The organism is Streptomyces bugieae (assembly GCF_036352915.1).
Classification (GTDB): domain Bacteria; phylum Actinomycetota; class Actinomycetes; order Streptomycetales; family Streptomycetaceae; genus Streptomyces; species Streptomyces endophytica.
This window is the reverse complement of sequence record NZ_JAZBJP010000003.1, coordinates 281,665-306,407: the sequence shown is the minus strand read 5'-3', so window position 1 is coordinate 306,407 and position 24,743 is coordinate 281,665. Positions and strand designations below refer to the sequence as shown.

Annotated in this window: 22 protein-coding genes; 20 read left to right on the top strand and 2 right to left on the bottom strand. The window is 71.8% G+C overall.

The window, feature by feature from the left end; genetic code table 11:
• Positions 1-10 precede the first annotated feature (10 nt).
• Positions 11-2,242 carry an ATP-binding protein gene (locus V2J85_RS11540; protein ID WP_330821527.1) on the bottom strand — a complete coding sequence of 744 codons (2,232 nt, stop codon included), beginning with the start codon at positions 2,240-2,242 and terminating at the stop codon, positions 11-13.
• A 173-nt stretch (positions 2,243-2,415) separates the two neighbouring features.
• Between V2J85_RS11540 and V2J85_RS11535 the strand changes: the two genes are divergently transcribed.
• From V2J85_RS11535 to nusB, 14 genes are all read left to right on the top strand, one after another.
• The gene (locus tag V2J85_RS11535) at positions 2,416-2,862 is read left to right on the top strand and encodes a DUF948 domain-containing protein (RefSeq protein ID WP_261952562.1); all 447 of its coding nucleotides are present in this window, start codon (positions 2,416-2,418) and stop codon (positions 2,860-2,862) included.
• An 8-nt stretch (positions 2,863-2,870) separates the two neighbouring features.
• Positions 2,871-3,215 carry a DUF6167 family protein gene (locus V2J85_RS11530; protein WP_261952563.1) on the top strand — a complete coding sequence of 115 codons (345 nt, stop codon included), beginning with the start codon at positions 2,871-2,873 and terminating at the stop codon, positions 3,213-3,215.
• Positions 3,215-5,884 carry an alanine--tRNA ligase gene (alaS, locus tag V2J85_RS11525; protein ID WP_261952564.1) on the top strand — a complete coding sequence of 890 codons (2,670 nt, stop codon included), beginning with the start codon at positions 3,215-3,217 and terminating at the stop codon, positions 5,882-5,884. The genes V2J85_RS11530 and alaS overlap by 1 nt, the downstream gene beginning before the upstream one ends.
• A gap of 14 nt (positions 5,885-5,898) precedes the next feature.
• Positions 5,899-6,363 carry a Holliday junction resolvase RuvX gene (gene ruvX / locus V2J85_RS11520; RefSeq protein WP_330821550.1) on the top strand — a complete coding sequence of 155 codons (465 nt, stop codon included), beginning with the start codon at positions 5,899-5,901 and terminating at the stop codon, positions 6,361-6,363.
• A gap of 128 nt (positions 6,364-6,491) precedes the next feature.
• On the top strand, positions 6,492-8,216 hold the full coding sequence (mltG, locus tag V2J85_RS11515) for an endolytic transglycosylase MltG (RefSeq protein WP_330821526.1): 1,725 nt from the start codon (positions 6,492-6,494) through the stop codon (positions 8,214-8,216).
• Positions 8,213-9,040 carry a shikimate dehydrogenase gene (locus tag V2J85_RS11510; protein ID WP_261952566.1) on the top strand — a complete coding sequence of 276 codons (828 nt, stop codon included), beginning with the start codon at positions 8,213-8,215 and terminating at the stop codon, positions 9,038-9,040. Before mltG ends, V2J85_RS11510 begins: the two co-directional genes overlap by 4 nt.
• Positions 9,041-9,164: 124 nt before the next feature.
• Positions 9,165-10,349 carry a chorismate synthase gene (gene aroC, locus V2J85_RS11505; RefSeq protein WP_261952567.1) on the top strand — a complete coding sequence of 395 codons (1,185 nt, stop codon included), beginning with the start codon at positions 9,165-9,167 and terminating at the stop codon, positions 10,347-10,349.
• A complete protein-coding gene (locus tag V2J85_RS11500; protein WP_261952568.1) occupies positions 10,346-10,903 on the top strand; it encodes a shikimate kinase in 558 nt (185 codons plus the stop codon). Before aroC ends, V2J85_RS11500 begins: the two co-directional genes overlap by 4 nt.
• A complete protein-coding gene (aroB, locus tag V2J85_RS11495; RefSeq protein ID WP_261952569.1) occupies positions 10,900-11,991 on the top strand; it encodes a 3-dehydroquinate synthase in 1,092 nt (363 codons plus the stop codon). The genes V2J85_RS11500 and aroB overlap by 4 nt, the downstream gene beginning before the upstream one ends.
• A complete protein-coding gene (aroQ, locus tag V2J85_RS11490; protein ID WP_261952570.1) occupies positions 11,988-12,437 on the top strand; it encodes a type II 3-dehydroquinate dehydratase in 450 nt (149 codons plus the stop codon). The genes aroB and aroQ overlap by 4 nt, the downstream gene beginning before the upstream one ends.
• A gap of 238 nt (positions 12,438-12,675) precedes the next feature.
• On the top strand, positions 12,676-13,560 hold the full coding sequence (locus V2J85_RS11485; RefSeq protein ID WP_330821525.1) for a Pro-rich N-terminal domain-containing protein: 885 nt from the start codon (positions 12,676-12,678) through the stop codon (positions 13,558-13,560).
• 85 nt (positions 13,561-13,645) lie between these two features.
• Entirely contained in the window at positions 13,646-14,752 is a 1,107-nt protein-coding gene (locus V2J85_RS11480; protein WP_261952572.1) for an aminopeptidase P family protein, read from the top strand.
• Between the two features lie 65 nt (positions 14,753-14,817).
• Entirely contained in the window at positions 14,818-15,384 is a 567-nt protein-coding gene (efp, locus tag V2J85_RS11475) for an elongation factor P (protein WP_261952573.1), read from the top strand.
• Positions 15,385-15,386: 2 nt separating this feature from the next.
• Entirely contained in the window at positions 15,387-15,821 is a 435-nt protein-coding gene (gene nusB, locus V2J85_RS11470) for a transcription antitermination factor NusB (protein WP_261952574.1), read from the top strand.
• Between the two features lie 166 nt (positions 15,822-15,987).
• Here nusB and bldD read toward each other — a convergent pair whose 3' ends face one another.
• Positions 15,988-16,488 (bottom strand): transcriptional regulator BldD, encoded by a 501-nt coding sequence (bldD, locus tag V2J85_RS11465; protein ID WP_030412006.1) that lies wholly within the window; start codon positions 16,486-16,488, stop codon positions 15,988-15,990.
• A gap of 221 nt (positions 16,489-16,709) precedes the next feature.
• On the opposite strand from bldD, the gene pyrR reads away from it, so the two are divergent.
• The 6 genes from pyrR (at position 16,710) to carB (ending at position 24,713) form a co-directional block, all read left to right on the top strand.
• The gene (gene pyrR / locus V2J85_RS11460; protein WP_261952575.1) at positions 16,710-17,300 is read left to right on the top strand and encodes a bifunctional pyr operon transcriptional regulator/uracil phosphoribosyltransferase PyrR; all 591 of its coding nucleotides are present in this window, start codon (positions 16,710-16,712) and stop codon (positions 17,298-17,300) included.
• Positions 17,301-17,393: 93 nt separating this feature from the next.
• Positions 17,394-18,371 carry an aspartate carbamoyltransferase catalytic subunit gene (locus V2J85_RS11455; RefSeq protein WP_261952576.1) on the top strand — a complete coding sequence of 326 codons (978 nt, stop codon included), beginning with the start codon at positions 17,394-17,396 and terminating at the stop codon, positions 18,369-18,371.
• Positions 18,372-18,375: 4 nt separating this feature from the next.
• Positions 18,376-19,662 carry a dihydroorotase gene (locus tag V2J85_RS11450; protein WP_261952577.1) on the top strand — a complete coding sequence of 429 codons (1,287 nt, stop codon included), beginning with the start codon at positions 18,376-18,378 and terminating at the stop codon, positions 19,660-19,662.
• A complete protein-coding gene (locus V2J85_RS11445; RefSeq protein WP_261952578.1) occupies positions 19,659-20,258 on the top strand; it encodes a PH-like domain-containing protein in 600 nt (199 codons plus the stop codon). Before V2J85_RS11450 ends, V2J85_RS11445 begins: the two co-directional genes overlap by 4 nt.
• On the top strand, positions 20,255-21,412 hold the full coding sequence (gene carA, locus V2J85_RS11440; RefSeq protein WP_261952579.1) for a glutamine-hydrolyzing carbamoyl-phosphate synthase small subunit: 1,158 nt from the start codon (positions 20,255-20,257) through the stop codon (positions 21,410-21,412). The genes V2J85_RS11445 and carA overlap by 4 nt, the downstream gene beginning before the upstream one ends.
• On the top strand, positions 21,405-24,713 hold the full coding sequence (gene carB / locus V2J85_RS11435) for a carbamoyl-phosphate synthase large subunit (protein ID WP_261952580.1): 3,309 nt from the start codon (positions 21,405-21,407) through the stop codon (positions 24,711-24,713). The genes carA and carB overlap by 8 nt, the downstream gene beginning before the upstream one ends.
• Positions 24,714-24,743 lie beyond the last annotated feature (30 nt).

Sequence of the window (24,743 nt, the reverse complement as noted above, 5' to 3'; positions counted from 1 at the left end):
CAGCACCACCTCAGCCCGCCGTCTCCCCGCCGCTCGCGGAGGGGGAGGCGGCGGGCTCGTGCGTGGCCGGCGGCGCGATCCGCACCGCCCGGCGCGGGGCCGGCAGCGGTCCGGCCGGCCGCAGGACCCGGGCCACCGCCGCGTCCAGATCGAGCCGGCCGCCCTCCCGCAGGCAGCGCTCGTAGTTCCCGTTCCCCAGCTCCCGCCGGGCCCGGTCCTCGCACAGCGCGTGCGGCCGGCTGAAATAGCGCGAGCCGAACAGCGGCAGCCCCACCGACGGCCAGATCCGCCCCGCCGCGCCCTGCAGCACCGCCGCCTCCGCCGCATCGCCCTCGCCCACCGTCACCAGCGCCAGCAGCTCGATCGCCAGCACCGCGCCCAGCAGGTCGTGGAAGGTGTGGTCGATGGCCAGGCACTCCTCCAGCAGCGCCCGGGCCCGCCCCGCCTCGCCGCGCGACCACGCCGCGAAGGCCAGCACGAACAGCGCGTACGCCAGCGTCCAGCGCTCCCCGTGGTCCTCGCACACCTCCCGGACGTCCTCGCACAGCCGCACCGCGTCCGCCAGCTCGCCCTGGAAGGCCACCGCCATGGCCAGCTCGACCTGCCCCATCAGCACATTGCTGTTGAGCTCGCCGATCTCCCGGTAGCGCGCCAGCGCCCCGCGCAGCAGCTCCTCGGCGCGCGGCATGTCGTCGCAGACCAGCGCCAGACAGCCGGTGCGGTGCAGCGCGTACGCGGCCGCGGTGGCGTTCCCGGTCCGCTCGGCCTCCTCGCTGCACTCCTGCAGCGCCCCCAGCGCGCCGACGGTGTCCCCCTGGAGCACCGCCACGTACCCGGCCACCCACAGCGCCTTCAGCCGGGCGTCGTCATGGCCGCCGTCCAGCTCCAGCGCCCGGTCCAGCCAGTGCCGGCCCTCCGACAGCCGCCCGCAGCCGACCCAGTAGAACCACAGCGTGCCCGCCAGGTACTGCCCCAGGTGCGTCTCGGTGGTGCTCTGCAGGCTCTGCTCCAGCGCCACCCGCAGATTGGGCAGCTCGGCCTCGATCCGGGCCGCGATCTCCGCCTGACGCGAGCTGAACCAGTCCAGCTCGCACCATGTCGCCAGCCCCAGGTACCAGTCCCGGTGCCGCCGCCGCAGCCGCTCGGCGTCCCGCGTCGCCTCCAGCCAGCCCGCGCCGTAGGCCCGTACGGTGTCCAGCATCCGATAGCGCACCCCGGCCGCGGTCTCCTCCCGGACCAGCACCGACTGGGCGACCAACTCCTCCAGGGTGTCCAGGAGTTCGCCGGCCGGCAGCTCCGGGCCCGAGCAGACGTACTCCGCCGCCTCCAGGTCGAACTGCCCGGCGAACACCGACAGCCGGGCCCACAGCAGCCGCTCCCCGGGCGTGCACAGCTCATGGCTCCAGCCGATCGCGCAGCGCAGCGTCCGGTGGCGGGGCAGCGCGCCCCGGGTCCGCCCGGTCAGCAGCCGGAACCGGTCGTCGAGCCGGAGCAGCACCTGGTCCACCGACAGCGCCCGCAGCCGCCCGGCGGCCAGTTCCAGCGCGAGCGGGATGCCGTCCAGGCGCTCGCAGAGCTCGCCGACCGCGGCCTCGTTCCCTGGGCCGACGGTGAAACCCGGGACGACGGCCGCGGCCCGGTCGGCGAACAGTGCCGCCGCATCGTCTCCGGGCATCGGCGCCAGCGGCAGCAACTGCTCGCCCGGGATCCCCAGCGGCCGGCGGCCGGCCGCCAGTACCCGCAGCCCCGGCACGCGGCGCAGCAGCTCGGCCGTCAACCCGGCGCAGGCGTCCACCAGGTGCTCGTAGCCGTCCAGGACGAGCAGCAACTCACGGCCGGCGAGGTGGTCGCAGAGCGCGGCGCGCACCGGGCGGCCGCTGTGGTCGGCCAGCGCCAGCGCCTCGGCGACCGCGTGGTCCAGGAGGTGCGGCTCGTTCAGGGAGGCCAGCTCGACCAGCCACACCCCGTCGCAGAAGCGATCCTGCAAGATCGCCGAGCCGTGGCGGACCAGCCGTGACTTGCCGACTCCGCCGAGCCCCGTGACGGTCACCAGCCGGGCCGACCCCACCTGCCGGACCAGCTCGGCCAGCTCGTCGTCGCGGCCGATGAACCGGTTCAGTTCCGCGGGGAGATTGCCCGGCCCGCCCGGCGGCCCGCCCGTCCCGCGGGGCTGCCTCCCCGGCCCTTCCGGACGGTCGGGAGAGGGGCCGGAAGCGGGCCCGGGGCCCGTGAAGCGTCGCATGGCACACGGAGCGTACTCGGCGGGATGCGGACCGTACAATCACCTCCGCGGATTCCCCGGACGCCCCCGTCCCGGCGCGGAGAACTGGGTACGGACGGACAGTCACGGCGCGATAAGGTCAAGGTTGCCGTTCGAGCAGGACGAGACCAGACCAGTCGGAGAGTGGTGCCAACGTGTCCGGTGGAGAGGTGGCCGGGATCCTCGTGGCCGTCTTCTGGGCGATCCTCGTGTCGTTCCTCGCCCTCGTGCTGGTGAGGCTCGCACAGACGCTGAAGGCGACGACGAAGATGGTGGCCGAGGTGTCCGAGCAGGCCGTGCCGTTGCTCGCCGACGCCTCCGCGACCGTCCGCTCCGCGCACACCCAGCTGGCGCGCGTCGACGCGATCGCCGCCGACGTCCAGGAGGTCACCGCCAACGCCTCGGCGCTCTCCTCGACCGTCTCCTCCGCCTTCGGCGGACCGCTGGTCAAGGTGGCCGCGTTCGGCTACGGCGTGCGCCGCGCGATCGGCAAGAAGGGCGCAGAAGCCCCTGCCGCCGGCGCAAAGCGCACCGTCGTCGTCGGCCGTACCCTGCCCGGCGCCCGCCGCGGCGGGCGCCGCAACCGCCGCTCCAAGGACTGATCACCGCGATGTTCCGCCGCGCATTCTGGTTCACCACCGGCGCCGCCGCCGGGGTGTGGGCCACCAACAAGGTCCACCAAAAGCTGCGCAAGCTGCAGCCCGACAGCCTCGCCGCGCAGGCCGCGGACAAGGCCGTCGAGACCGGACACCGGCTGCGCCAATTTGCATTGGACGTACGCAGCGGAATGGCGGACCGTGAAGAGCAGTTGCACGAGGCCCTCGGCCTGAGCAGGCCGGCCGAGGCGCGCGAGCTGCCCGCACCGCGCCGCGCGGTGCTCGAAGGGCACCACCGAACCACGAGAACAACCGGACCGACCGGTCTGACCGGACCGACTGGAAAAGAGGACCACTGATGGAGTCGGCTGAAATCCGCAGGCGCTGGCTGCGCTTCTTCGAGGAGCGCGGGCACACCGTCGTGCCGTCGGCGTCGCTCATCGCGGACGACCCGACGCTGCTGCTGGTCAACGCGGGCATGGTCCCCTTCAAGCCGTACTTCCTCGGCGAGGTCACGCCGCCCTACAAGACGGCGACCAGCGTCCAGAAGTGCGTCCGCACGCCGGACATCGAAGAGGTCGGCAAGACCACCCGGCACGGCACGTTCTTCCAGATGTGCGGCAACTTCTCCTTCGGCGACTACTTCAAGGAAGGCGCCATCAAGCACGCCTGGGAGCTGCTGACCGGCTCGCAGGCCGACGGCGGCTACGGCCTCGACCCCGAGCGCCTGTGGATCACCGTCTACCTCGACGACGACGAGGCCGAGCGCATCTGGCACGAGGTCGTCGGCGTGCCCAAGGAGCGCATCCAGCGCCTGGGCAAGAAGGAGAACTACTGGTCCATGGGCGTCCCGGGCCCGTGCGGCCCGTGCTCCGAGATCAACTACGACCGCGGCCCCGACTTCGGCGTCGAGGGCGGCCCGGCCGTCAACGACGAGCGGTACGTGGAGATCTGGAACCTGGTCTTCATGCAGTACGAGCGCGGCGCGGGCACCGGCAAGGAGGACTTCGAGATCCTCGGCGAGCTGCCCAGCAAGAACATCGACACCGGCCTCGGCCTGGAACGCCTGGCGATGATCCTCCAGGGCGTCCACAACATGTACGAGACCGACACCCTGCGCGTCGTCATCGACAAGGCCACCGAGCTCACCGGCGTCCGCTACGGCACCTCCGACGGCACCGACGTCTCGCTGCGCGTGGTCGCCGACCACCTCCGCACGTCCACGATGCTCATCGGCGACGGCGTCACCCCGGGCAACGAGGGCCGCGGCTACGTCCTGCGCCGCATCATGCGCCGCGCCATCCGCAACATGCGCCTGCTGGGCGCCACCGGCCCGGTCGTGGGCGAGCTGCTGGACGTGGTCATCAGGACCATGGGCCAGCAGTACCCCGAGCTGCTGGAGGACCGCCGCCGCATCGAGACGGTCGCCCTCGCCGAGGAGGCCGCCTTCCTCAAGACGCTGAAGGCCGGCACCAACATCCTCGACACCGCCGTCACGGAGACCAAGGCCGCCGGTGGCGCGGTCCTCCCCGGCGACAAGGCCTTCCTGCTCCACGACACCTGGGGCTTCCCGATCGACCTCACCCTCGAAATGGCCGCCGAGCAGGGCCTGTCGGTGGACGAGGACGGCTTCCGCCGCCTGATGAAGGAGCAGCGGGAGCGCGCCAAGGCCGACGCCCAGGCCAAGAAGCACGGCCACGCCGACCTCGGCGCCTACCGCGAGATCGCCGACCGCGCCGGCGCCACCGACTTCATCGGCTACGCGTCCACCGACGGCGAGTCCACCGTCGTCGGCCTGCTGGTCAACGGCGCTTCCTCGCCGGCCGCCACCGAGGGCGACGAGGTCGAGGTCGTCCTGGACCGCACCCCGTTCTACGCCGAGGGCGGCGGCCAGATCGGTGACACCGGCCGCATCAAGCTGGACAACGGCGCGGTCATCGAGGTCCGCGACTGCCAGAAGCCGGTTCCGGGTGTGTACGTCCACAAGGGCGTCGTACAGGTCGGCGAGGTCACGGTCGGCGCCACGGCCCACGCCACCATCGATGTGGCCCGCCGCCGTGCCATCGCCCGCGCCCACTCCGCCACCCACCTCACGCACCAGGCGCTGCGCGACGCCCTCGGCCCGACGGCCGCCCAGGCCGGTTCGGAGAACCAGCCCGGCCGCTTCCGCTTCGACTTCGGTTCGCCGTCCGCCGTGCCCACGGCCGTGATGACGGACGTCGAGCAGAAGATCAACGAGGTCCTGGCCCGCGAGCTCGACGTGCAGGCCGAGATCATGTCGATCGACGACGCCAAGAAGCAGGGCGCCATCGCCGAGTTCGGCGAGAAGTACGGCGACCGGGTGCGCGTCGTCACCATCGGCGACTTCTCCAAGGAGCTGTGCGGCGGCACGCACGTGCACAACACCGCCCAGCTGGGCCTGGTGAAGCTGCTCGGCGAATCCTCCATCGGTTCCGGCGTGCGCCGCATCGAGGCCCTGGTCGGCGTCGACGCGTACAACTTCCTGGCCAAGGAGCACACGGTCGTCGCCCAGCTCCAGGAGCTGGTCAAGGGCCGTTCCGAGGAACTGCCGGAGAAGATCTCGGCGATGCTCGGCAAGCTCAAGGACGCCGAGAAGGAGATCGAGAAGTTCCGCGCCGAGAAGGTGCTCCAGGCCGCCGCCGGCCTCGCCGAGGGCGCCAAGGACGTCCGCGGTGTGGCCGTCGTCACCGGCCAGGTCCCGGACGGCACGGCCGCCGACGACCTGCGCAAGCTGGTCCTCGACGTACGGGGCCGCATCCAGGGTGGCCGGGCCGCCGTCGTGGCGCTCTTCGCGGTCGCCAACGGCCGCCCGGTGACGGTCATCGCCACCAACGACGCCGCTCGCGAGCGCGGCATCAAGGCCGGTGACCTGGTCCGTACGGCCGCCAAGACGCTCGGCGGCGGTGGCGGCGGCAAGCCGGACGTCGCCCAGGGCGGCGGCCAGAACCCGGCCGCGGTGCCCGAGGCCATCGAGGCCGTCGAGCGCCTGGTCTCCGAGGCGGCCTGACGCGCGTGAGTGAGATGCGACGCGGCCGGCGCCTCGCGGTCGATGTCGGGGACGCCCGCATCGGGGTCGCCTCGTGCGACCCCGACGGGGTCCTCGCCACCCCCGTCGAGACCGTGCCGGGACGTGACGTCCCGTCAGCGCACCGTCGGCTCAAGGCGATCGTCGAGGAGTACGAACCCCTTGAGGTCGTGGTCGGCCTGCCCCGCTCCCTCAGTGGGGGAGAGGGGCCGGCCGCGGCCAAGGTCCGGGCGTTCGCCCAGGAATTGGCAAAGAACATCGCACCCGTAGGCGTCCGGCTCGTCGACGAGCGGATGTCGACGGTCACCGCGACCCAGGGCCTGCGCGCCTCCGGCGTACGCAGCAAGAAGGGCCGCTCGGTCGTCGACCAGGCGGCCGCGGTGGTGATCCTGCAGAGCGCACTGGAAACCGAACGCGTGTCCGGGGAACCTCCGGGCGAGGGCGTCGAAGTGGTCATCTGATCGCGATACGGTAACGTGCCGCGCGATGTGGCGGTGGTTCGAACAGCCGCACGTGCAAGTAGAGGCGGATCGGTACAGCAAGCGCGCTGCCCGTACGGAGCGCACCGCCTCTCGGCTCTAGGGGATCGATGACCGAGTATGGCCGGGGCTACGGCTCCGAACCGTGGCATCCCGAGGACCCGCTCTACGGAGACCAGGGGCCCTACGGAGGCCGGGAGCAGCAGCCGCAGTGGGGCGGGCAGCAGTCCGCCCCGCAGCACTACACGGATCCCCAGCAGCATCCTCAGCAGCACTACGGCCAGGGCTGGGACGGCTCCTCGACCGGGCAGCTGCCGGCGTACGACCCGTACGACCCCTACGCCACCCAGCAGCCCCCGGCCGATCCGTACGCCGGAGCGGGCCAGGACTACTACGGCCACCAGGACCCGTACCAGCAGCAACCGCAGCACGGGCACCAGCAGGCCCCGCAGCACCAGCAGGCCCCGCAGCACCAGCACCAGCAGGTGCCGCACCAGCAGCCGTACCCGCCGGAGCAGTACGAGCAGCAGCCCGCCGGGGCGCCGTACGACGACACCGCGTACGAGAACGCCGCCGCCTACGAGGACGCCCCGGGCGACGACTGGCGGGCCGACCCCGAGCGGCCGCGGGAACCGGAGCCGGACCACTCGTTCTTCGCCGGTGACGACGCGGACGAGTACCCCGACGACGAACCGGGCGAGAGCCGCGGCGGCCGCGAGCGGCGCGGCAAACGGAACGGCAAGAAGAACAAGCGCCGCAGCGGCACCGCCTGTCTGGTCATGACGCTGGTGTTCGCCGGCGCGGTCGGCACCGTCGGCTATTTCGGCTACGACTTCTTCATGGCCCACTTCGGATCGGCGCCCGACTACGAGGGCGAGGGTTCCGGTGCGGTCCAGGTCGACATTCCGGACGGTTCGACGGGCCTGGAAATGGGCCAGATCCTCGCGAAGAAGGGCGTCATCAAGAGCGCCGGGGCCTTCACCGAGGCGGCCGGCGACAACAAGAACGCCAGGTCGCTGCAGCCCGGTACGTATTCGCTCCGCAAGCAGATGTCCGCGGCCTCGGCCATCGAGCTGATGCTGGACCCCAAGAGCCGCAACGGCCTCACGATCCGCGAGGGGCTGCGGGCGAAGGAGGTCTACGCGCTCATCGACAAGAAGCTGCACCTCAAGGCGGGCACGACCAAGGACGTCGCCAAGGCCGACGTCAAGAGCCTCGGTCTGCCCTCCTGGGCCGACGACAACGGCGAGATAAAGGACCCGCTGGAGGGCTTCCTCTACCCGTCCACGTACAGCGTGGGTGACAAGGCGAAGCCGGCCGTGGTCCTCAAGCAGATGGTGTCGCGGGCCAAGCAGGTGTACGCGAAGTACGACCTGGAGGGGAAGGCACGCGAGTTCCACCTCTCCTCGCCGCTGCAGCTGCTCACCGTTGCCAGCCTCACCCAGGCCGAGGGCAAGTACAAACACGACTTCGTCAAGGTCGCGCGGGTCGTCTACAACCGCCTCAAGCCGAACAACACGGAGACCTACGGGTTGCTCGACTTCGACTCGACGGTGAACTACGCCCGGTCCCAGAGCACCCTGGACACCGGCTCCGTCGACGATCTGAGGCACTTCAACGACCCCTACAACACCTACAAGTTCAAGGGACTTCCGCCCGGCCCGATCGGCAATCCCGGTGAGGTGGCGATCAATTCCGCCATCAACCCGGCCAAGGGCAACTGGTACTACTTCGTCTCGATCAGCCCGGAGAAGACGTTGTTCGCCGAGACGAACGAAGAGCACGAGCGGAACCGCCGGATTTACGAACAGGAACACAAGAAGGCGAAGCAATGAGCCCCACACGCCGGGCCGCGGTCCTCGGGTCGCCCATCGCGCACTCCCTTTCGCCGGTGCTGCACCGCGCCGCCTACGACGCACTCGGCCTGACCGGCTGGGAATACGGCCGGCACGAGGTCGACGAGGCCGCGCTGCCCGGATTCCTGGCAGAGCTCGGGCCGGAGTGGGCCGGGCTCTCGCTGACCATGCCGCTCAAGCGCGCGGTGATCCCGCTGCTCGACGAGATCACCCCCACCGCGGCCTCGGTCGAGGCGGTGAACACCGTCGTCCTCACGCCCGACGGACGCCGCCTGGGCGACAACACCGACATCCCGGGCCTGCTCGCCGCCCTGCGCGAACGCGGCGTACAGCAGGTCGAGCGGGCCTCGATCCTGGGCGCCGGTGCCACCGCCTCCTCGGCCCTCGCCGCGCTCTCCCGCATCTGCACCGGCGAGGTCACCGCGTACGTCCGCAGCGAGGCCCGCGCCGACGAGATGCGCGGCTGGGGCGAACGGCTCGGCGTCGCCGTCCGCACCGCCCCGTGGGAGCGGGCCGCCGAGGCCTTCGCCGCCCCGCTGACCATCGCCACCACCCCCGCCGGCACCACCGACGCACTCGCCGCCGCCGTCCCGGACCGGCCCGGCACGCTCTTCGACGTCCTCTACGAGCCCTGGCCGACCGCGCTCGCCGGAGCCTGGGCCGACCGCGGCGGCGCGGTGGTCGGCGGCCTGGATCTCCTGGTGCACCAGGCCGTGCTGCAGGTGGAGCAGATGACCGGCCGCTCGCCGGCACCGCTGGCCGCGATGCGCGCGGCCGGCGAGGCCGCCCTCGCGGCCCGCTGAGCCATCGGACGGTTCCCCGCGCGGACGCCGGGGTCCGCTTCCTGGACTCGGCGCCGCCGCTCCCGCGTGACGTGGGAGGATCAGGGGGAGACCGTACGCGGATGAGCAGTACTGAGGAGCACCGTTGAGCAGGTTGCGCTGGCTGACGGCGGGGGAGTCGCACGGCCCCGCACTGGTGGCGACGCTGGAGGGCCTTCCGGCCGGCGTCCCGATCACCACGGAGCTGGTGGCGGACGCCCTGGCGCGCCGCCGGCTGGGCTACGGCCGCGGTGCCCGCATGAAGTTCGAGCAGGACGAGGTCACGTTCCTGGGCGGCGTGCGGCACGGCCGCTCGCTGGGCTCGCCGGTGGCGATCATGGTCGGCAACACCGAGTGGCCCAAGTGGGAACAGGTGATGGCGGCCGACCCGGTGGATCCGGAGGAGCTGGCCGCGCTGGCCCGCAACGCGCCGCTGACCCGTCCCCGCCCCGGTCACGCCGACCTGGCCGGCATGCAGAAGTACGGCTTCGACGAGGCCCGCCCGATCCTGGAGCGCGCCTCGGCCCGGGAGACCGCGGCCCGGGTGGCGCTGGGCGCGGTGGCGCGTTCCTTCCTGAAGGAGACCGCCGGGATCGAGATCGTCTCGCACGTCGTCGAGCTGTGCTCCGTGAAGGCTCCGCAGGGCGTGTACCCCACGCCGGCCGACGTCGAGAAGCTGGACGCGGACCCGCTGCGCTGCCTGGACGCGGACGCGTCGAAGGCGATGGTCGCGGAGGTCGACCAGGCCCACAAGGACGGCGACACGCTCGGTGGTGTGGTCGAGGTGCTGGCGTACGGCGTGCCCGTCGGCCTCGGCTCGCACGTGCACTGGGACCGCAAGCTGGACGCCCGGCTCGCCGGTGCCCTGATGGGCATCCAGGCGATCAAGGGCGTCGAGATCGGCGACGGCTTCGAGCTGGCCCGGGTGCCCGGCTCCAAGGCGCACGACGAGATCGTCAACACGCCCGAGGGCATCCGGCGCGTCTCCGGCCGCGCCGGCGGCACCGAGGGCGGCCTGACCACCGGTGAACTGCTGCGGGTGCGGGCCGCGATGAAGCCGATCGCGACGGTGCCGCGCGCCCTGAAGACCGTGGACGTCACCACCGGCGAGGCGGCCCAGGCCCACCACCAGCGCTCCGACGTCTCCGCCGTGCCGGCCGCCGGGATCGTCGCCGAGGCCATGGTGGCCCTCGTCCTCGCCGACGCCGTGGTGGAGAAGTTCGGCGGCGACAGCGTGGCCGAGACCCGCCGCAACGTGCAGGGCTTCCTCGACAACCTGGCGATCAAATGACGTCCCCCGTCGTCGTGTTGATCGGCCCGCCCGGTGCCGGTAAGTCCACGGTGGGCGCGCTGCTGGCCGAGCGGCTGGGGGTCGGCTACCGGGACACCGACGCGGACGTCGTCGCCACCGCCGGCCGGCCGATCGCCGAGATCTTCATCGACCAGGGCGAGGCGCACTTCCGCGAGCTGGAGCGGGCGGCGGTCCGGAGCGCGCTCGGCGAGCACCCGGGCGTGCTCGCGCTGGGCGGCGGCGCGGTCCTCGACGAGGGCACCCGCGCGCTGCTGACCGGGCTGCCGGTGATCTTCCTCGACGTCGAACTCGCCGACGCCGTCAAGCGGGTGGGCCTCGACGCCCCCCGTCCGCTGCTCGCCGTCAACCCGCGCAAGCAGTGGCGCGAACTGATGGAACGGCGTCGTCCGCTCTACACCGAGGTCGCGCGCGCCGTGATCCCCACGGCGGAGCGCACCCCCGGTCAGGTCGCCGAGGCGATCCTGGACGCATTGGAGCTACGGCCGGCCGCGGGCGGTGCCCCGCAGGCGGCCCACAGGGAGGAGAACGCATGACGGAGCAGGCCACCCGGATCCAGGTCGGCGGCACCGCGGGCACCGACCCGTACGAGGTGCTCGTCGGGCGGCAACTGCTCGGTGAACTCCCGGGCCTGATCGGCGACGGCGTGAAGCGGGTCGCCGTGCTGCACCCGGAGGCGCTGGCCGCCACCGGTGAGGCACTGCGCGAGGACCTCGCCTCCCAGGGCTACGAGGCGATCGCCATCCAGCTGCCGAACGCCGAGGAGTCCAAGACGGCCGAGGTCGCGGCGTACTGCTGGAAGGCGCTGGGGCAGTCCGGCTTCACCCGCAGCGACGTGATCGTGGGCGTCGGCGGCGGGGCCACCACCGACCTGGCCGGCTTCGTCGCCGCCACCTGGCTGCGCGGCGTGCGCTGGATCGCGATCCCGACCACCGTCCTGGGCATGGTCGACGCCGCGGTCGGCGGCAAGACCGGCATCAACACCGCCGAGGGCAAGAACCTCGTCGGCGCCTTCCACCCGCCGGCCGGCGTGCTGTGCGACCTGGCCGCGCTGGACACCCTGCCGGTGCACGACTACGTCTCCGGCCTGGCCGAGGTCATCAAGGCCGGTTTCATCGCCGACCCGGTCATCCTCGACCTGATCGAGGCGGACCCCGAGGCCGCCAAGCGCCCCGACGGCGCGCACACCGCCGAGCTGATCGAGCGGGCGATCCGGGTCAAGGCCGAGGTGGTCTCCGCGGACCTCAAGGAGTCCGGTCTGCGGGAGATCCTCAACTACGGCCACACCCTCGCGCACGCCATCGAGAAGAACGAGCGCTACAACTGGCGGCACGGCGCGGCGGTCTCCGTCGGCATGGTCTTCGCCGCCGAACTCGGCCGGATCGCCGGCCGTCTGGACGACGCCACCGCCGACCGGCACCGCGCGGTGCTGGCCTCCGTCGGGCTGCCGCTGACCTACCGCGGCGACCAGTGGCCCAAGCTGCTGGAGACGATGAAGGTCGACAAGAAGTCCCGCGGCGACCGGCTGCGCTTCATCGTCCTGGACGGCCTGGCCAAGCCGACCGTCCTGGAGGGCCCGGACCCGGCCATGCTGCTCGCCGCGCACGCGGAGATCGCCTCATGAGCGGCGCGCTGCGGCGGGTACTCGTCCTGAACGGCCCCAACCTCGGCCGGCTGGGGTCCCGCGAGCCCGATGTCTACGGTGCCACCTCCTACGCCGGACTGGTCGAGGAGTGCGCCCGGCTCGGCAAGGAGCTGGGCCTGGAGGCCGAGGTCCGGGAGACCAACGACGAGGGCGAGATGATCCGCTGGCTGCACGAGGCCGCCGACGGAGCCGTCCCGGTCGTCATCAACCCCGGTGCGTTCACGCACTATTCGTACGGAATGCGGGATGCGGCCGCCCAGCGCACCGCCCCGCTCATCGAGGTGCACATCTCCAATCCGTACGCCCGCGAGCAGTTCCGTCACACCTCGGTCATCGCGGCCGTGGCCAGCGGCACGGTGGCCGGATTCGGCATCGGCTCGTACCGGCTCGCGCTGCGTGCGCTGGCCGAGGAACTGAACGACTGACGCGTCCCCACGGGCGCTTCGGGCCCGCCCCCGGCCGTTCACGCGCTGCGTGCCGGGGGTAGGAGGTCCCCCGGCGCGCCGCCGGGAGGGTACCGTTCGCAAGCAGTACCACCCCACGCCGGCGGCCGTGGGCCCAACGGCCCCTGGGGGCCGGTGGGTTACCGCACGGCGCACCGGGCAGTCCGGCCCGGCGCCGTGCCCCGCACCACGTCGACCGCACGAGACGGAGAGCCACCGGATGCAGTACGCAGTGGGGGCTCCGCTGCCGCCGCCCCACGGGCAGGCATCAGGACCCGGGGCCGCCATGCACTGGACGCCCAACCCGGGACGGCCCACCCCGCCCACCTCGCCGCCGGCCCCGCCGGCCGCCCCGCCCGCTCCCGCGGGCCCGCCGCCGCCCGTGCAGCAGCCCGCCCCGCAGCCGGGCTGGCACGGCCCCGCGCCGCAGCAGGCCCCGCCGCCCAGCGGGCACAGCACCGACATCACCGGCCATATCCAACTGCCGCCGGGCGCGCCGGTGCCGCTGCCGAGCCCGCCCGCCGACCCGGCCGCGCCGGACGCCACGCACGCCGCCGTCGCGGTGCTGCTGATCGGCCCGGCCGGCGCGGGCAAGACCAGCGTGGCCCGCCACTGGGCCGACACCCGGCGGGTGCCGACCGCGCACATCAGCCTGGACGACGTCCGCGAGTGGGTCCGGTCCGGCTTCGCCGACCCGCAGTCCGGGTGGAACGACCACTCCGAGGCGCAGTACCGCCTGGCCCGCCGGACCTGCGGTTTCGCCGCCCGTAACTTCCTCGCCAACGGCATCTCCTGCATCCTCGACGACGCGGTCTTCCCGGACCGTCCGGTCGTCGGCCTGGGCGGCTGGAAGCGCCACGTGGGCCCCGGACTGCTGCCGATCGTGCTGCTGCCCGGCCTGGAGATCGTGCTGGAGCGCAACGCCCGGCGCACCGGCAACCGCCGGCTGTCGGACGAAGAGGTGGCCAGGATCCATGGCCGGATGGCCGGCTGGTACGGCTCGGGCCTGCCGATCATCGACAACTCCCAGCACGACGTCGCCACGACGGTGCGGGTGCTGGACGACGTGGTCGCCCGCTCGCTGGCCAGTCCGCCCAGCTGGTAGCCGCCCTCGGGCGCGTGCTCGCTGGTCGTCCCCCGGGCGGCCCCCTCGACCGGCCGCCGCGGGGGAGCCGCCGTACCCTTGCGATATGTCCGAGTTGTACGCGGCCCGACGCACGCGGCTGCGCGACCGCTGTGCCGCAACCGGAAGCGCCGCCGCCCTGATCTCGCGCCCCGCGAACGTCCGCTACCTCACCGCCTGCGCCCCGCCGGGCGCCGCTCTGCTGCTGGGCCCGTCCGACGACGTGCTGCTGTGCGGCAGACCGCTGAGCGGCGATCCGTCCGAGGGCCGGCCGGTGGACGACGTACGGGTGTCGGTGCTGCCCGGCCGCGGCGGTGACCCGGTGGTGGCCGGCGCCGACCTGGCCGCGAAGGCCGGCGCGGACACCCTGGCCGTCGAGGAGCACCACCTGACCGTCACCCGGCACCGGGCGCTCTCCCAGGTCGCACCGCAGCTCCGGCTGGCGGATCTGGCCTGTGCGGTCGAGGCGCAGCGGCTGGTCAAGGACGACGACGAGATCGCCTGTCTGCGGATCGCCGCGGAGATCGCCGACCAGGCGCTCGGCGAACTGCTCGAATCGATCCTGGTGGGCCGCACCGAGCGGCATCTCGCGCTGGAGCTGGAGCGCCGGCTGGTGGACCACGGCGCGGACGGCCCGGCCTTCCCGACCTCCGTGGCGACCGGCCCGAACTCCGGCCGCCCGGGTCATCTGCCCACCGACCGGCGGGTCGAGGAGGGCGACTTCCTCAGCGTCTGCCTCGGGGCGAACTACCGCGGCTACCGCTGCGAGATCGGCCGCACCTTCGTCATCGGCACCACCCCGTCCGACTGGCAGATCGAGCTGTACGATCTCGTTTTCGCAGCCCAGCGAGCCGGCCGGGAGGCGCTCGCGCCGGGCGTGGAGTGCCGCGAGGTGGACCGGATCACCCGCCATGTGCTCGATGCCGCGGGGTACGGCGAGCGGCTCGGACCGTGGACCGGGCACGGCGTGGGGCTCGAAATCGATGAGGACCCTCAGTTGTCCCCGGCCGCCATGGGTAAACTGGACGCTTGCGTGCCGGTCACCGTCGAGCCGGGGGTTCACATCCCGGGCCGTGGGGGTGTCCGGATCGACGACACACTCGTCGTCCGCCCCGAGGCGGACGGCGGGCCCGAGCTACTCACGATCACGACCAAGGAGCTGCTCGCACTCTGAGCCGCAGCGGCTCGGTGGGCGTCGCTCCGGGTCCCACCACCTGCAGTCCAGGAGATTCCGCAACCGTGGCATCCACGAACGACCTCAAGAACGGCATGGTGCTCAAGCTCGAAGGCGGCCAGCTCTGGTCCGTCGTCGAGTTCCAGCACGTCAAGCCCGGCAAGGGCCCGGCCTTCGTCCGCACCAAGCTCAAGAACGTGCTCTCCGGCAAGGTGGTGGACAAGACCTTCAACGCCGGCGTGAAGGTCGAGACGGCCACCGTCGACAAGCGCGGCATGCAGTTCTCGTACATGGACGGCGACTACTTCGTCTTCATGGACATGGACACCTACGACCAGCTGCACGTCGACCGCAAGGCCGTCGGCGACGCCGCCAACTTCCTCATCGAGGGCTTCGAGGCCGTCGTCGCGCAGCACGAGGGCGAGGTGCTCTACGTCGAGCTGCCGGCCGCCGTCGAGCTCACCGTCCAGGAGACCGAGCCGGGCGTCCAGGGCGACCGCTCCACCGGCGGCACCAAGCCCGCCGTGCTGGAGACCGGCCACCAGATCCAGGTCCCGCTCTTCATCACCACCGGTGAGAAGATCAAGGTCGACACCCGCACGAGCGACTACCTCGGCCGGGTGAACAGCTAACCGTGGCTGCCCGCAGCAAGGCCCGTAAGCGCGCGTTCCAGATCCTCTTCGAGGCCGATCAGCGCGGCGCCGACGTGCAGTCCGTGCTCGCGGACTGGATGCGGCACGCCCGGACCGACCCCCGGCAGCCGCCGGTGAACGAGTACACCCTGCAGCTCGTCGAGGGGTACGCGGACCACATCGTCCGCATCGACGAGCTGATCTCCACCTACGCGGTCGACTGGGACCTGGACCGGATGCCGGCCGCCGACCGCTCGATCCTGCGGCTCGGCGCCTACGAGCTGCTCTGGGTGGACGACACGCCGGACGCGGTGGCGATCGACGAAGCCGTGCAGCTCGCCAAGGAGTTCTCCACGGACGACTCCCCGGCCTTCGTCAACGGCCTCCTCGGCCGGCTGAAGGAGCTGAAGCCGGGTCTGCGGCGCGAGGCGCAGTAGCCGGCGCCGCCGACGAGCGGCAGAGCACGGGACGGGCCCGGAGCGTTGGGTGAACGCTCCGGGCCCGTTCGCATGCCCGCACCGGCGCGGGGGAGGACACCGGCAAACAGAACCGCCGCCCCGGGCTCCGGGGCGGCGGTACGTTTCTGCAGATGGCCCGAGGGGCTCAGATCTCCTCGTGGGACACGGCGCGACGGGCGTCGGCGTCGAGCACGCCCCAGCTGATCAGCTGCTCGGTCAGCACCGAGGGCGACTGGTCGTAGATCACGGCGAGGGTCCGCAGGTCGTCCTGGCGGATCGAGAGGACCTTGCCGTTGTAGTCACCGCGCTGGCTCTGGATCGTGGCGGCGTAGCGCTGCAGCGGGCCGGCCTTCTCCTGCGGGACGTGGGCAAGTCGCTCCAGGTCGAGCACCAGCTTCGGCGGCGGCTCGGCCGCGCCGCCCGGTGTCGTGCCCGGCAGCAGTTCCTGCACCGGAACGCCGTAGAAGTCCGCCAGCTCGGCAAGGCGCTGCACGGTCACGGCACGGTCGCCGCGCTCGTACGAACCGACCACCACGGCCTTCCAACGACCCTGGGACTTCTCCTCGACGCCGTGAAGGGAGAGGCCCTGCTGGGTACGGATGGCGCGGAGCTTGGCCCCGAGCTGTTTGGCGTATTCGCTGGACATATAGCTCCCCAGACAGCTGTATCGACATGCGGCTCCGCCGCGTGGCTGGTAACTCACTGTGAGGTTACGCAGCGTAATCTCAGTTCGTCAAGCGGAATGGGCCAGACCCTCACCCGTCAGGGGTGTAGACGGGCCAGGAGAGCGGTCCTGGTAACCTGACTGCGTAATTCCGACGTCCTTTAAGGTCCGTCCCGTGAGGCGGAGAAGGAGGTCCGTTTCGTATGGACGCAAACAGCTCCGAAGCGGGAGCTCAGCTCCCCGCGCGGCCGGTGCTCGAAGGCCCCGACATCGCGCGCATGCTCACCCGCATCGCCCACGAGATCGTCGAGCGCGCCAAGGGCGCGGACGACGTGGTGCTGCTGGGAATCCCCACCCGTGGCGTCTTCCTCGCCCGGCGGCTGGCCGCCAAGCTCCAGGACATCACCGGCCGCACGGTCCCGGTGGGCTCGCTCGACATCACGATGTACCGCGACGACCTGCGCCTGGGCCCGGCCCGGACGCTCGCCCGCACCGACATCCCCGCCGAGGGCATCGAGGGCCGGGTCGTCCTGCTCGTCGACGACGTCCTGTTCTCCGGACGCACGATCCGCGCCGCCCTGGACGCCCTGGGCGACATCGGCCGGCCGCGCGCCGTCCAGCTGGCGGTCCTCGTCGACCGGGGCCACCGCGAACTGCCGATCCGCGCCGACTACGTCGGCAAGAACCTCCCCACGTCGCTGCGGGAGGCGGTCAAGGTCCAGCTGACCGAGGAGGACGGCCGGGACGCCGTGCTGCTCGGCCTCAAGCAGACCACCCCGGCCGGCGAGCGCTAGCGCACCGCTGACGGACCCGGTGACCCCGGGCCCGCAGGCATGCCTGCCTGACGGACATTCCCGTACACCTCCCTCACACACGGAGAAAACCGGATGAAGCGCCACCTCATCTCGGCCGCCGACCTCACCCGCGACGATGCCGTGCTGATCCTCGACACCGCCGAGGAGATGGCCCGGGTCGCCGACCGGCCGATCAAGAAGCTCCCCACCCTGCGCGGACGCACGGTCTGCAACCTCTTCTTCGAGGACTCCACCCGCACCCGGATCTCCTTCGAGGCCGCCGAGAAGCGGCTCTCCGCGGACGTCATCAACTTCGCGGCCAAGGGATCGAGCGTCTCCAAGGGCGAGTCCCTCAAGGACACCGCGCAGACCCTGGAGGCGATGGGCGTCGACGCCGTCGTCATCCGGCACGGTGCCTCCGGCGCCCCCTACCGGCTCGCCAACTCCGGCTGGATCGACGCCCCTGTCATCAACGCCGGTGACGGCACCCACCAGCACCCCACCCAGGCCCTGCTCGACGCCTTCACCATGCGCCGCCGGCTGATCGGCCCGGACGCCGGGATCGGCCAGGACCTGTCCGGCAAGCGCATCACGATCGTCGGCGACGTGCTGCACAGCCGGGTCGCCCGGTCCAACGTCGACCTGCTGCACACCCTCGGCGCCGAGGTCACCCTGGTCGCGCCGCCCACCCTGGTGCCGGTCGGGGTCGAGACCTGGCCCTGCGAGGTGTCGTACGACCTCGACGGCGTGCTGCCGAAGTCCGACGCCGTGATGATGCTGCGGGTCCAGCGCGAGCGGATGAACGCCGCGTTCTTCCCCACCGAGCGCGAGTACTCGCGCCGCTACGGCCTGGACGGCGACCGCATGGCGCGGATGCCCGGACACGCCCTGGTGATGCACCCCGGCCCCATGGTCCGCGGCATGGAGATCACCGCCGAGGTCGCCGACTCCGGCCGCTGCACGGCCGTCGAGCAGGTCACCAACGGCGTCAGCATCCGGATGGCCGTCCTCTACCTGCTCCTGGGCGGCAACGAGCCCGCCGTGACCAACCCCCGTACCGAGGAGAAGTAAGACCATGAGCAAGATCCTGATCCGTGGTGCGAAGGTGCTCGGCGGCGAGCCGCAGGACGTCCTGATCGACGGCGAGTTCATCGAGGCCGTGGGCAGCGGCCTGGACGCGGACGGCGCGCAGATCGTCGAGGCCGGCGGCAAGGTCCTCCTCCCCGGGCTCGTCGACCTGCACACCCACCTGCGCGAGCCCGGCCGGGAGGACTCCGAGACCGTCCTCACCGGCACCCGCGCGGCCGCCTCCGGCGGCTACACCGCCGTCTTCGCCATGGCCAACACCTTCCCGGTCGCCGACACCGCCGGCGTCGTCGAGCAGGTCTACCGGCTCGGCCAGGAGCACGGCTACTGCGACGTGCAGCCGATCGGCGCGGTCACCGTCGGCCTGGAGGGCAAGAAGCTCGCCGAGCTCGGCGCCATGCACGAGTCGGCCGCCGGCGTCACCGTCTTCTCCGACGACGGCAAGTGCGTCGACGACGCGGTGATCATGCGCCGGGCCCTGGAGTACGTGAAGGCCTTCGGCGGCGTCGTCGCCCAGCACGCCCAGGAGCCGCGGCTGACCGAGGGCGCCCAGATGAACGAGGGCATCGTCTCCGCCGAGCTGGGCCTGGGCGGCTGGCCCGCGGTCGCCGAGGAGTCGATCATCGCCCGGGACGTGCTGCTCGCCGAGCACGTCGGCTCCCGGGTCCACATCTGCCACCTGTCGACCGCCGGCAGCGTCGAGATCGTCCGCTGGGCCAAGTCCCGCGGCATCGACGTCACCGCCGAGGTCACCCCGCACCACCTGCTCCTCACCGACGAGATGGTGCGCACCTACAACCCGGTCTACAAGGTCAACCCGCCGCTGCGCACCGAGCGCGACGTGCTGGCCCTGCGCGAGGCGCTGGCCGACGGCACCATCGACATCGTCGCCACCGACCACGCCCCGCACCCGCACGAGGACAAGGACTGCGAGTGGGGCGCCGCGGCCATGGGCATGGTCGGCCTGGAGACCGCGCTCTCCGTCGTCCAGCACACGATGGTCGACACCGGGCTGCTGGACTGGGCCGGCGTCGCCGAGCGGATGTCCTTCCGGCCCGCGCGGATCGGCGGCCTGGAGGGCCACGGCCGGCCCATCTCGGCTGGTGAGCCCGCCAACCTCACCCTGGTCGATTCCGCTTACCGTGGAGAGGTGGACCCCGCGGGCTTCGCCTCCCGCAGCCGCAACACCCCCTACGAGGGCCGTGAGCTGCCGGGACGCGTCACCCACACCTTCCTGCGGGGCCGGGCAACGGTCGTCGACGGGAAGCTGGCGTGACTCCTCCACTCATCCAACTGGCCGAGGCGCAGAAGTCCGCGCCGGTCACCGACTGGGCGGCACGGCTCGGCTGGGTCGCCGGCCTGCTCGTCCTCGTCGCCTTCGTCTACTGGCTGATGCGCCAGGGCTGGAAGTGGCGCGGCACGCTCCAGGGCGACCTGCCCGAGCTGCCCTCCACTCCCGAGAACCCGGGCAGGCCGAAGCTGACGCTCAGCGGGCGCTACCACGGCTCCACCACGGCCGGGCAGTGGCTCGACCGGATCGTGGCGCACGGCCTCGGCACCCGCAGCCGCGTCGAGCTGACCCTCACCGAGGGGGGCCTGGACGTCGTACGGCCGGGCGCGACGGACTTCTTCGTGCCGGTCGCCGCGCTGCGCGGCGCCCGCCTCGACAAGGGCATCGCCGGCAAGGTCCTCACCGAGGGCGGCCTGCTCGTCGTCACCTGGCAGCACGGCGACCAGGAGATCGACTCCGGTTTCCGCTCCGACCGGGCGGAGGAGCACCCCGCCTGGGTCGAGGCCCTCACCGCACTGAGCACCACCCCCCGCAGCACCCGAAACACCACCGAGCAGAGCGAAACGGAAGGCGCACGATGACGACCTCCACCAGGGGAAGCTCCTCTCAGAGGAACAAGGCGCTTCCCGCCGTACTTGTCCTGGAGGACGGCCGCACCTTCAGCGGTCGTGCCTACGGGGCCGTGGGGGAGACCTTCGGCGAAGCGGTGTTCTCCACCGGCATGACCGGCTACCAGGAGACGCTGACCGACCCCTCGTACCACCGCCAGGTCGTCGTCATGACCGCCCCGCACATCGGCAACACCGGGGTCAACGACGAGGACCCCGAGTCGCAGCGGATCTGGGTCGCCGGCTACGTCGTCCGCGACCCCGCCCGGATCCCGTCCAACTGGCGCTCGGTGCGCTCCCTGGACGAGGAACTGACCGCCCAGGGCGTGGTCGGCATCAGCGGCGTCGACACCCGCGCGCTCACCCGCCACCTGCGCGAACGCGGTGCGATGCGGGTCGGGATCTTCTCCGGCGACGCGCTGCCCGACGCCGGCACCATGCTCGCCAAGGTGCGCCAGGCCCCCGAGATGAAGGGCGCCGACCTCTCCGCCCAGGTCGCCACCAAGGAGGCCTACGTCGTCCCGGCGATCGGCGAGAAGAAGTTCACCGTCGCCGCCGTCGACCTCGGTATCAAGGGCATGACCCCGCACCGCATGGCCGAGCGCGGCATCGAGGTGCACGTGCTGCCCGCCACCGCCACCGTCGAGGACGTCTACGCGGTCGACCCGGACGGCGTGTTCTTCTCCAACGGCCCCGGCGACCCGGCCACCGCCGACCACCCGGTCTCCGTCATGCGGGGCGTCCTCGCGCGCAAGACCCCGCTCTTCGGCATCTGCTTCGGCAACCAGATCCTCGGCCGCGCGCTGGGCTTCGGCACCTACAAGCTCAAGTACGGCCACCGCGGGATCAACCAGCCGGTCCAGGACCGCACGACCGGCAAGGTCGAGGTCACCGCGCACAACCACGGATTCGCCGTCGACGCCCCGCTCGACAAGGTTTCCGACACCCCCTTCGGCCATGCCGAGGTCTCCCACGTCTGCCTCAATGACAACGTGGTGGAGGGCCTGCACCTCCTCGACCAGCCGGCCTTCAGCGTCCAGTACCACCCCGAGGCGGCCGCCGGCCCGCACGACGCCGCGTACCTCTTCGACCGCTTCGTTTCCCTGATGGAGGGCCAGCGTGCCTAAGCGCACCGATATCCAGTCCGTCCTGGTCATCGGCTCCGGCCCGATCGTCATCGGCCAGGCCGCCGAGTTCGACTACTCCGGTACCCAGGCGTGCCGGGTCCTCAAGTCCGAGGGCCTGCGCGTCATCCTGGTCAACTCCAACCCGGCGACGATCATGACCGACCCGGAGATCGCCGACGCGACCTACGTCGAGCCGATCACCCCGGAATTCGTCGAGAAGATCATCGCCAAGGAGCGCCCGGACGCCCTGCTGCCCACCCTGGGCGGCCAGACCGCGCTCAACACCGCCATCTCGCTGCACGAGGCGGGCACCCTCGAGAAGTACGGCGTCGAGCTGATCGGCGCGAACGTCGAGGCCATCAACAAGGGTGAGGACCGCGACCTCTTCAAGGAGGTCGTCGAGGCCGTCCGCCGGAAGATCGGCCACGGCGAGTCCGCCCGCTCGGTCATCTGCCACTCCATGGACGACGTCCTGGCGGGCGTCGAGGAGCTCGGCGGCTACCCCGTCGTCGTCCGCCCGTCGTTCACCATGGGCGGCGCCGGCTCCGGCTTCGCGCACGACGAGGACGAGCTGCGCCGGATCGCCGGCCAGGGCCTCACGCTCTCCCCGACCACCGAGGTGCTCCTGGAGGAGTCCATCCTCGGCTGGAAGGAGTACGAGCTGGAGCTGATGCGCGACAAGAACGACAACGTCGTGGTCGTCTGCTCCATCGAGAACTTCGACCCGATGGGTGTCCACACCGGCGACTCGATCACCGTCGCCCCGTCGATGACGCTCACCGACCGCGAGTACCAGATCCTGCGGGACATCGGCATCGCGGTCATCCGCGAGGTCGGCGTGGACACCGGCGGCTGCAACATCCAGTTCGCGGTGAACCCCGAGGACGGTCGCGTGATCGTCATCGAGATGAACCCCCGCGTGTCGCGTTCCTCGGCCCTCGCCTCCAAGGCCACCGGCTTCCCGATCGCGAAGATCGCCGCCCGCCTCGCCGTCGGCTACACCCTCGACGAGATCCCGAACGACATCACCGAGCAGACCCCGGCCTCCTTCGAGCCGACCCTCGACTACGTCGTCGTCAAGGTGCCGCGGTTCGCCTTCGAGAAGTTCCCGGCCGCCGACGCCACGCTGACCACCACCATGAAGTCGGTCGGCGAGGCCATGGCCATCGGCCGCAACTTCCCCGAGGCGCTGCAGAAGGCGCTGCGCTCCCTGGAGAAGAAGGGCAGCCAGTTCGACTTCGCCGGCGAGCCCGGTGACAAGGCCGCCCTCCTGGAGAAGGCCAAGGTCCCCACCGACGGCCGGATCAACACCGTCATGCAGGCGATCCGCGCCGGCGCCACCCCGGAGGAGGTCTTCGACGCCACGAAGATCGACCCCTGGTTCGTCGACCAGCTCTTCCTGGTCAAGGAGATCGCCGACGAGATCGCCGGCGCCGAGAAGCTCGGCCCGGAGATCCTCGCGGACGCAAAGCGCTACGGCTTCTCCGACGCCCAGATCGCCGCGGTCCGGGGCCTGCGCGAGGACGTCGTGCGCGAGGTCCGGCACGCCCTCGGCGTCCGCCCGGTCTACAAGACCGTCGACACCTGCGCCGCCGAGTTCGCCGCGAAGACCCCGTACTTCTACTCGTCCTACGACGAGGAGAGCGAGGTCGCCCCGCGCGAGAAGCCGGCCGTGATCATCCTCGGTTCCGGGCCCAACCGCATCGGCCAGGGCATCGAGTTCGACTACTCCTGCGTCCACGCCTCGTTCGCGCTGTCCGAGGCCGGCTACGAGACCGTCATGGTCAACTGCAACCCGGAGACCGTCTCGACGGACTACGACACCTCCGACCGCCTGTACTTCGAGCCGCTGACGCTGGAAGACGTGCTGGAGATCGTGCACGCCGAGACCCAGGCCGGGCCGGTCGCCGGCGTCATCGTCCAGCTCGGCGGGCAGACCCCGCTGGGCCTGGCGCAGGCGCTCAAGGACAACGGCGTGCCGATCGTCGGCACCTCGCCCGAGGCCATCGACCTCGCCGAGGAGCGCGGCGCCTTCGGCCGGGTGCTCACCGAGGCCGGCCTGCCCGCCCCCAAGTACGGCACCGCCTTCTCCTTCGACGAGGCCAAGCGGATCGCCACCGAGATCGGCTACCCGGTCATGGTCCGGCCGTCCTACGTCCTCGGCGGCCGCGGCATGGAGATCGTCTACGACGAGCCGTCGCTCGGCGAGTACCTCACCCGCCACGCCGGCCTGATCGACCGCCACCCGGTCCTCATCGACCGGTTCCTCGACGACGCCATAGAGATCGACGTCGACGCGCTCTACGACGGCCACGAGCTCTACCTCGGCGGCGTCATGGAGCACATCGAGGAGGCCGGCATCCACTCCGGCGACTCCGCCTGTGCGCTGCCCCCGATCACCCTCGGCGGCTTCGACATCAAGCGGCTGCGCGCCTCCACCGAGGCCATCGCCAAGGGCGTGGGCGTCCGCGGACTGATCAACATCCAGTTCGCGATGGCCGGCGACATCCTCTACGTCCTGGAGGCCAACCCCCGCGCGTCCCGCACCGTCCCCTTCACCTCGAAGGCGACCGCGGTGCCGCTGGCCAAGGCCGCCGCCCGGATCTCGCTCGGCGCCACCATCGCCGAACTGCGCGCCGAGGGCCTGCTGCCGAAGACCGGCGACGGCGGCACCCTGCCGCTGGACGCGCCGATCTCCGTCAAGGAGGCCGTGATGCCGTGGAGCCGGTTCCGCGATGTCCACGGCCGCGGCGTGGACACCGTCCTCGGCCCGGAGATGCGCTCCACCGGCGAGGTCATGGGCATCGACTCGGTCTTCGGCACCGCCTACGCCAAGTCGCAGGCCGGGGCGTACGGCGCACTGCCCACCAAGGGCCGGGCGTTCGTCTCCGTCGCCAACCGCGACAAGCGCTCGATGATCTTCCCGGCGCGCGAGCTGGTCGCGCACGGCTTCGAGCTGCTCGCCACCTCCGGCACGGCCGAGGTGCTGCGCCGCAACGGCATCAACGCCACCGTCGTGCGCAAGCAGTCCGAGGGCGAGGGCCCGAACGGCGAGAAGACCATCGTCCAGCTGATCCACGCCGGCGAGGTCGACCTGATCGTCAACACCCCGTACGGCACCGGCGGCCGCCTCGACGGCTACGACATCCGTACGGCGGCGGTGGCCCGCTCCGTGCCGTGCCTGACCACGGTCCAGGCCCTCGCGGCCGCCGTCCAGGGCATCGAGGCGATGAACCGCGGCGACGTGGGCGTCAGGTCACTCCAGGAACACGCGGAACACCTGACCGCGGCCCGCGACTAGCAGCCCGTGAGGGGGACACAGCGAACCGCC

Coding starts and splice junctions, on each gene's coding strand:
- V2J85_RS11540 (WP_330821527.1), bottom strand. CDS start 2,242: ATGCGACGCTTCACGGGCCCCGGGCCCGCTTCCGGCCCCTCTCCCGAC.
- V2J85_RS11530 (WP_261952563.1), top strand. CDS start 2,871: ATGTTCCGCCGCGCATTCTGGTTCACCACCGGCGCCGCCGCCGGGGTG.
- alaS (WP_261952564.1), top strand. CDS start 3,215: ATGGAGTCGGCTGAAATCCGCAGGCGCTGGCTGCGCTTCTTCGAGGAG.
- ruvX (WP_330821550.1), top strand. CDS start 5,899: ATGCGACGCGGCCGGCGCCTCGCGGTCGATGTCGGGGACGCCCGCATC.
- mltG (WP_330821526.1), top strand. CDS start 6,492: ATGACCGAGTATGGCCGGGGCTACGGCTCCGAACCGTGGCATCCCGAG.
- V2J85_RS11510 (WP_261952566.1), top strand. CDS start 8,213: ATGAGCCCCACACGCCGGGCCGCGGTCCTCGGGTCGCCCATCGCGCAC.
- V2J85_RS11500 (WP_261952568.1), top strand. CDS start 10,346: ATGACGTCCCCCGTCGTCGTGTTGATCGGCCCGCCCGGTGCCGGTAAG.
- aroB (WP_261952569.1), top strand. CDS start 10,900: ATGACGGAGCAGGCCACCCGGATCCAGGTCGGCGGCACCGCGGGCACC.
- aroQ (WP_261952570.1), top strand. CDS start 11,988: ATGAGCGGCGCGCTGCGGCGGGTACTCGTCCTGAACGGCCCCAACCTC.
- V2J85_RS11485 (WP_330821525.1), top strand. CDS start 12,676: ATGCAGTACGCAGTGGGGGCTCCGCTGCCGCCGCCCCACGGGCAGGCA.
- V2J85_RS11480 (WP_261952572.1), top strand. CDS start 13,646: ATGTCCGAGTTGTACGCGGCCCGACGCACGCGGCTGCGCGACCGCTGT.
- bldD (WP_030412006.1), bottom strand. CDS start 16,488: ATGTCCAGCGAATACGCCAAACAGCTCGGGGCCAAGCTCCGCGCCATC.
- pyrR (WP_261952575.1), top strand. CDS start 16,710: ATGGACGCAAACAGCTCCGAAGCGGGAGCTCAGCTCCCCGCGCGGCCG.
- V2J85_RS11455 (WP_261952576.1), top strand. CDS start 17,394: ATGAAGCGCCACCTCATCTCGGCCGCCGACCTCACCCGCGACGATGCC.
- V2J85_RS11450 (WP_261952577.1), top strand. CDS start 18,376: ATGAGCAAGATCCTGATCCGTGGTGCGAAGGTGCTCGGCGGCGAGCCG.
- carA (WP_261952579.1), top strand. CDS start 20,255: ATGACGACCTCCACCAGGGGAAGCTCCTCTCAGAGGAACAAGGCGCTT.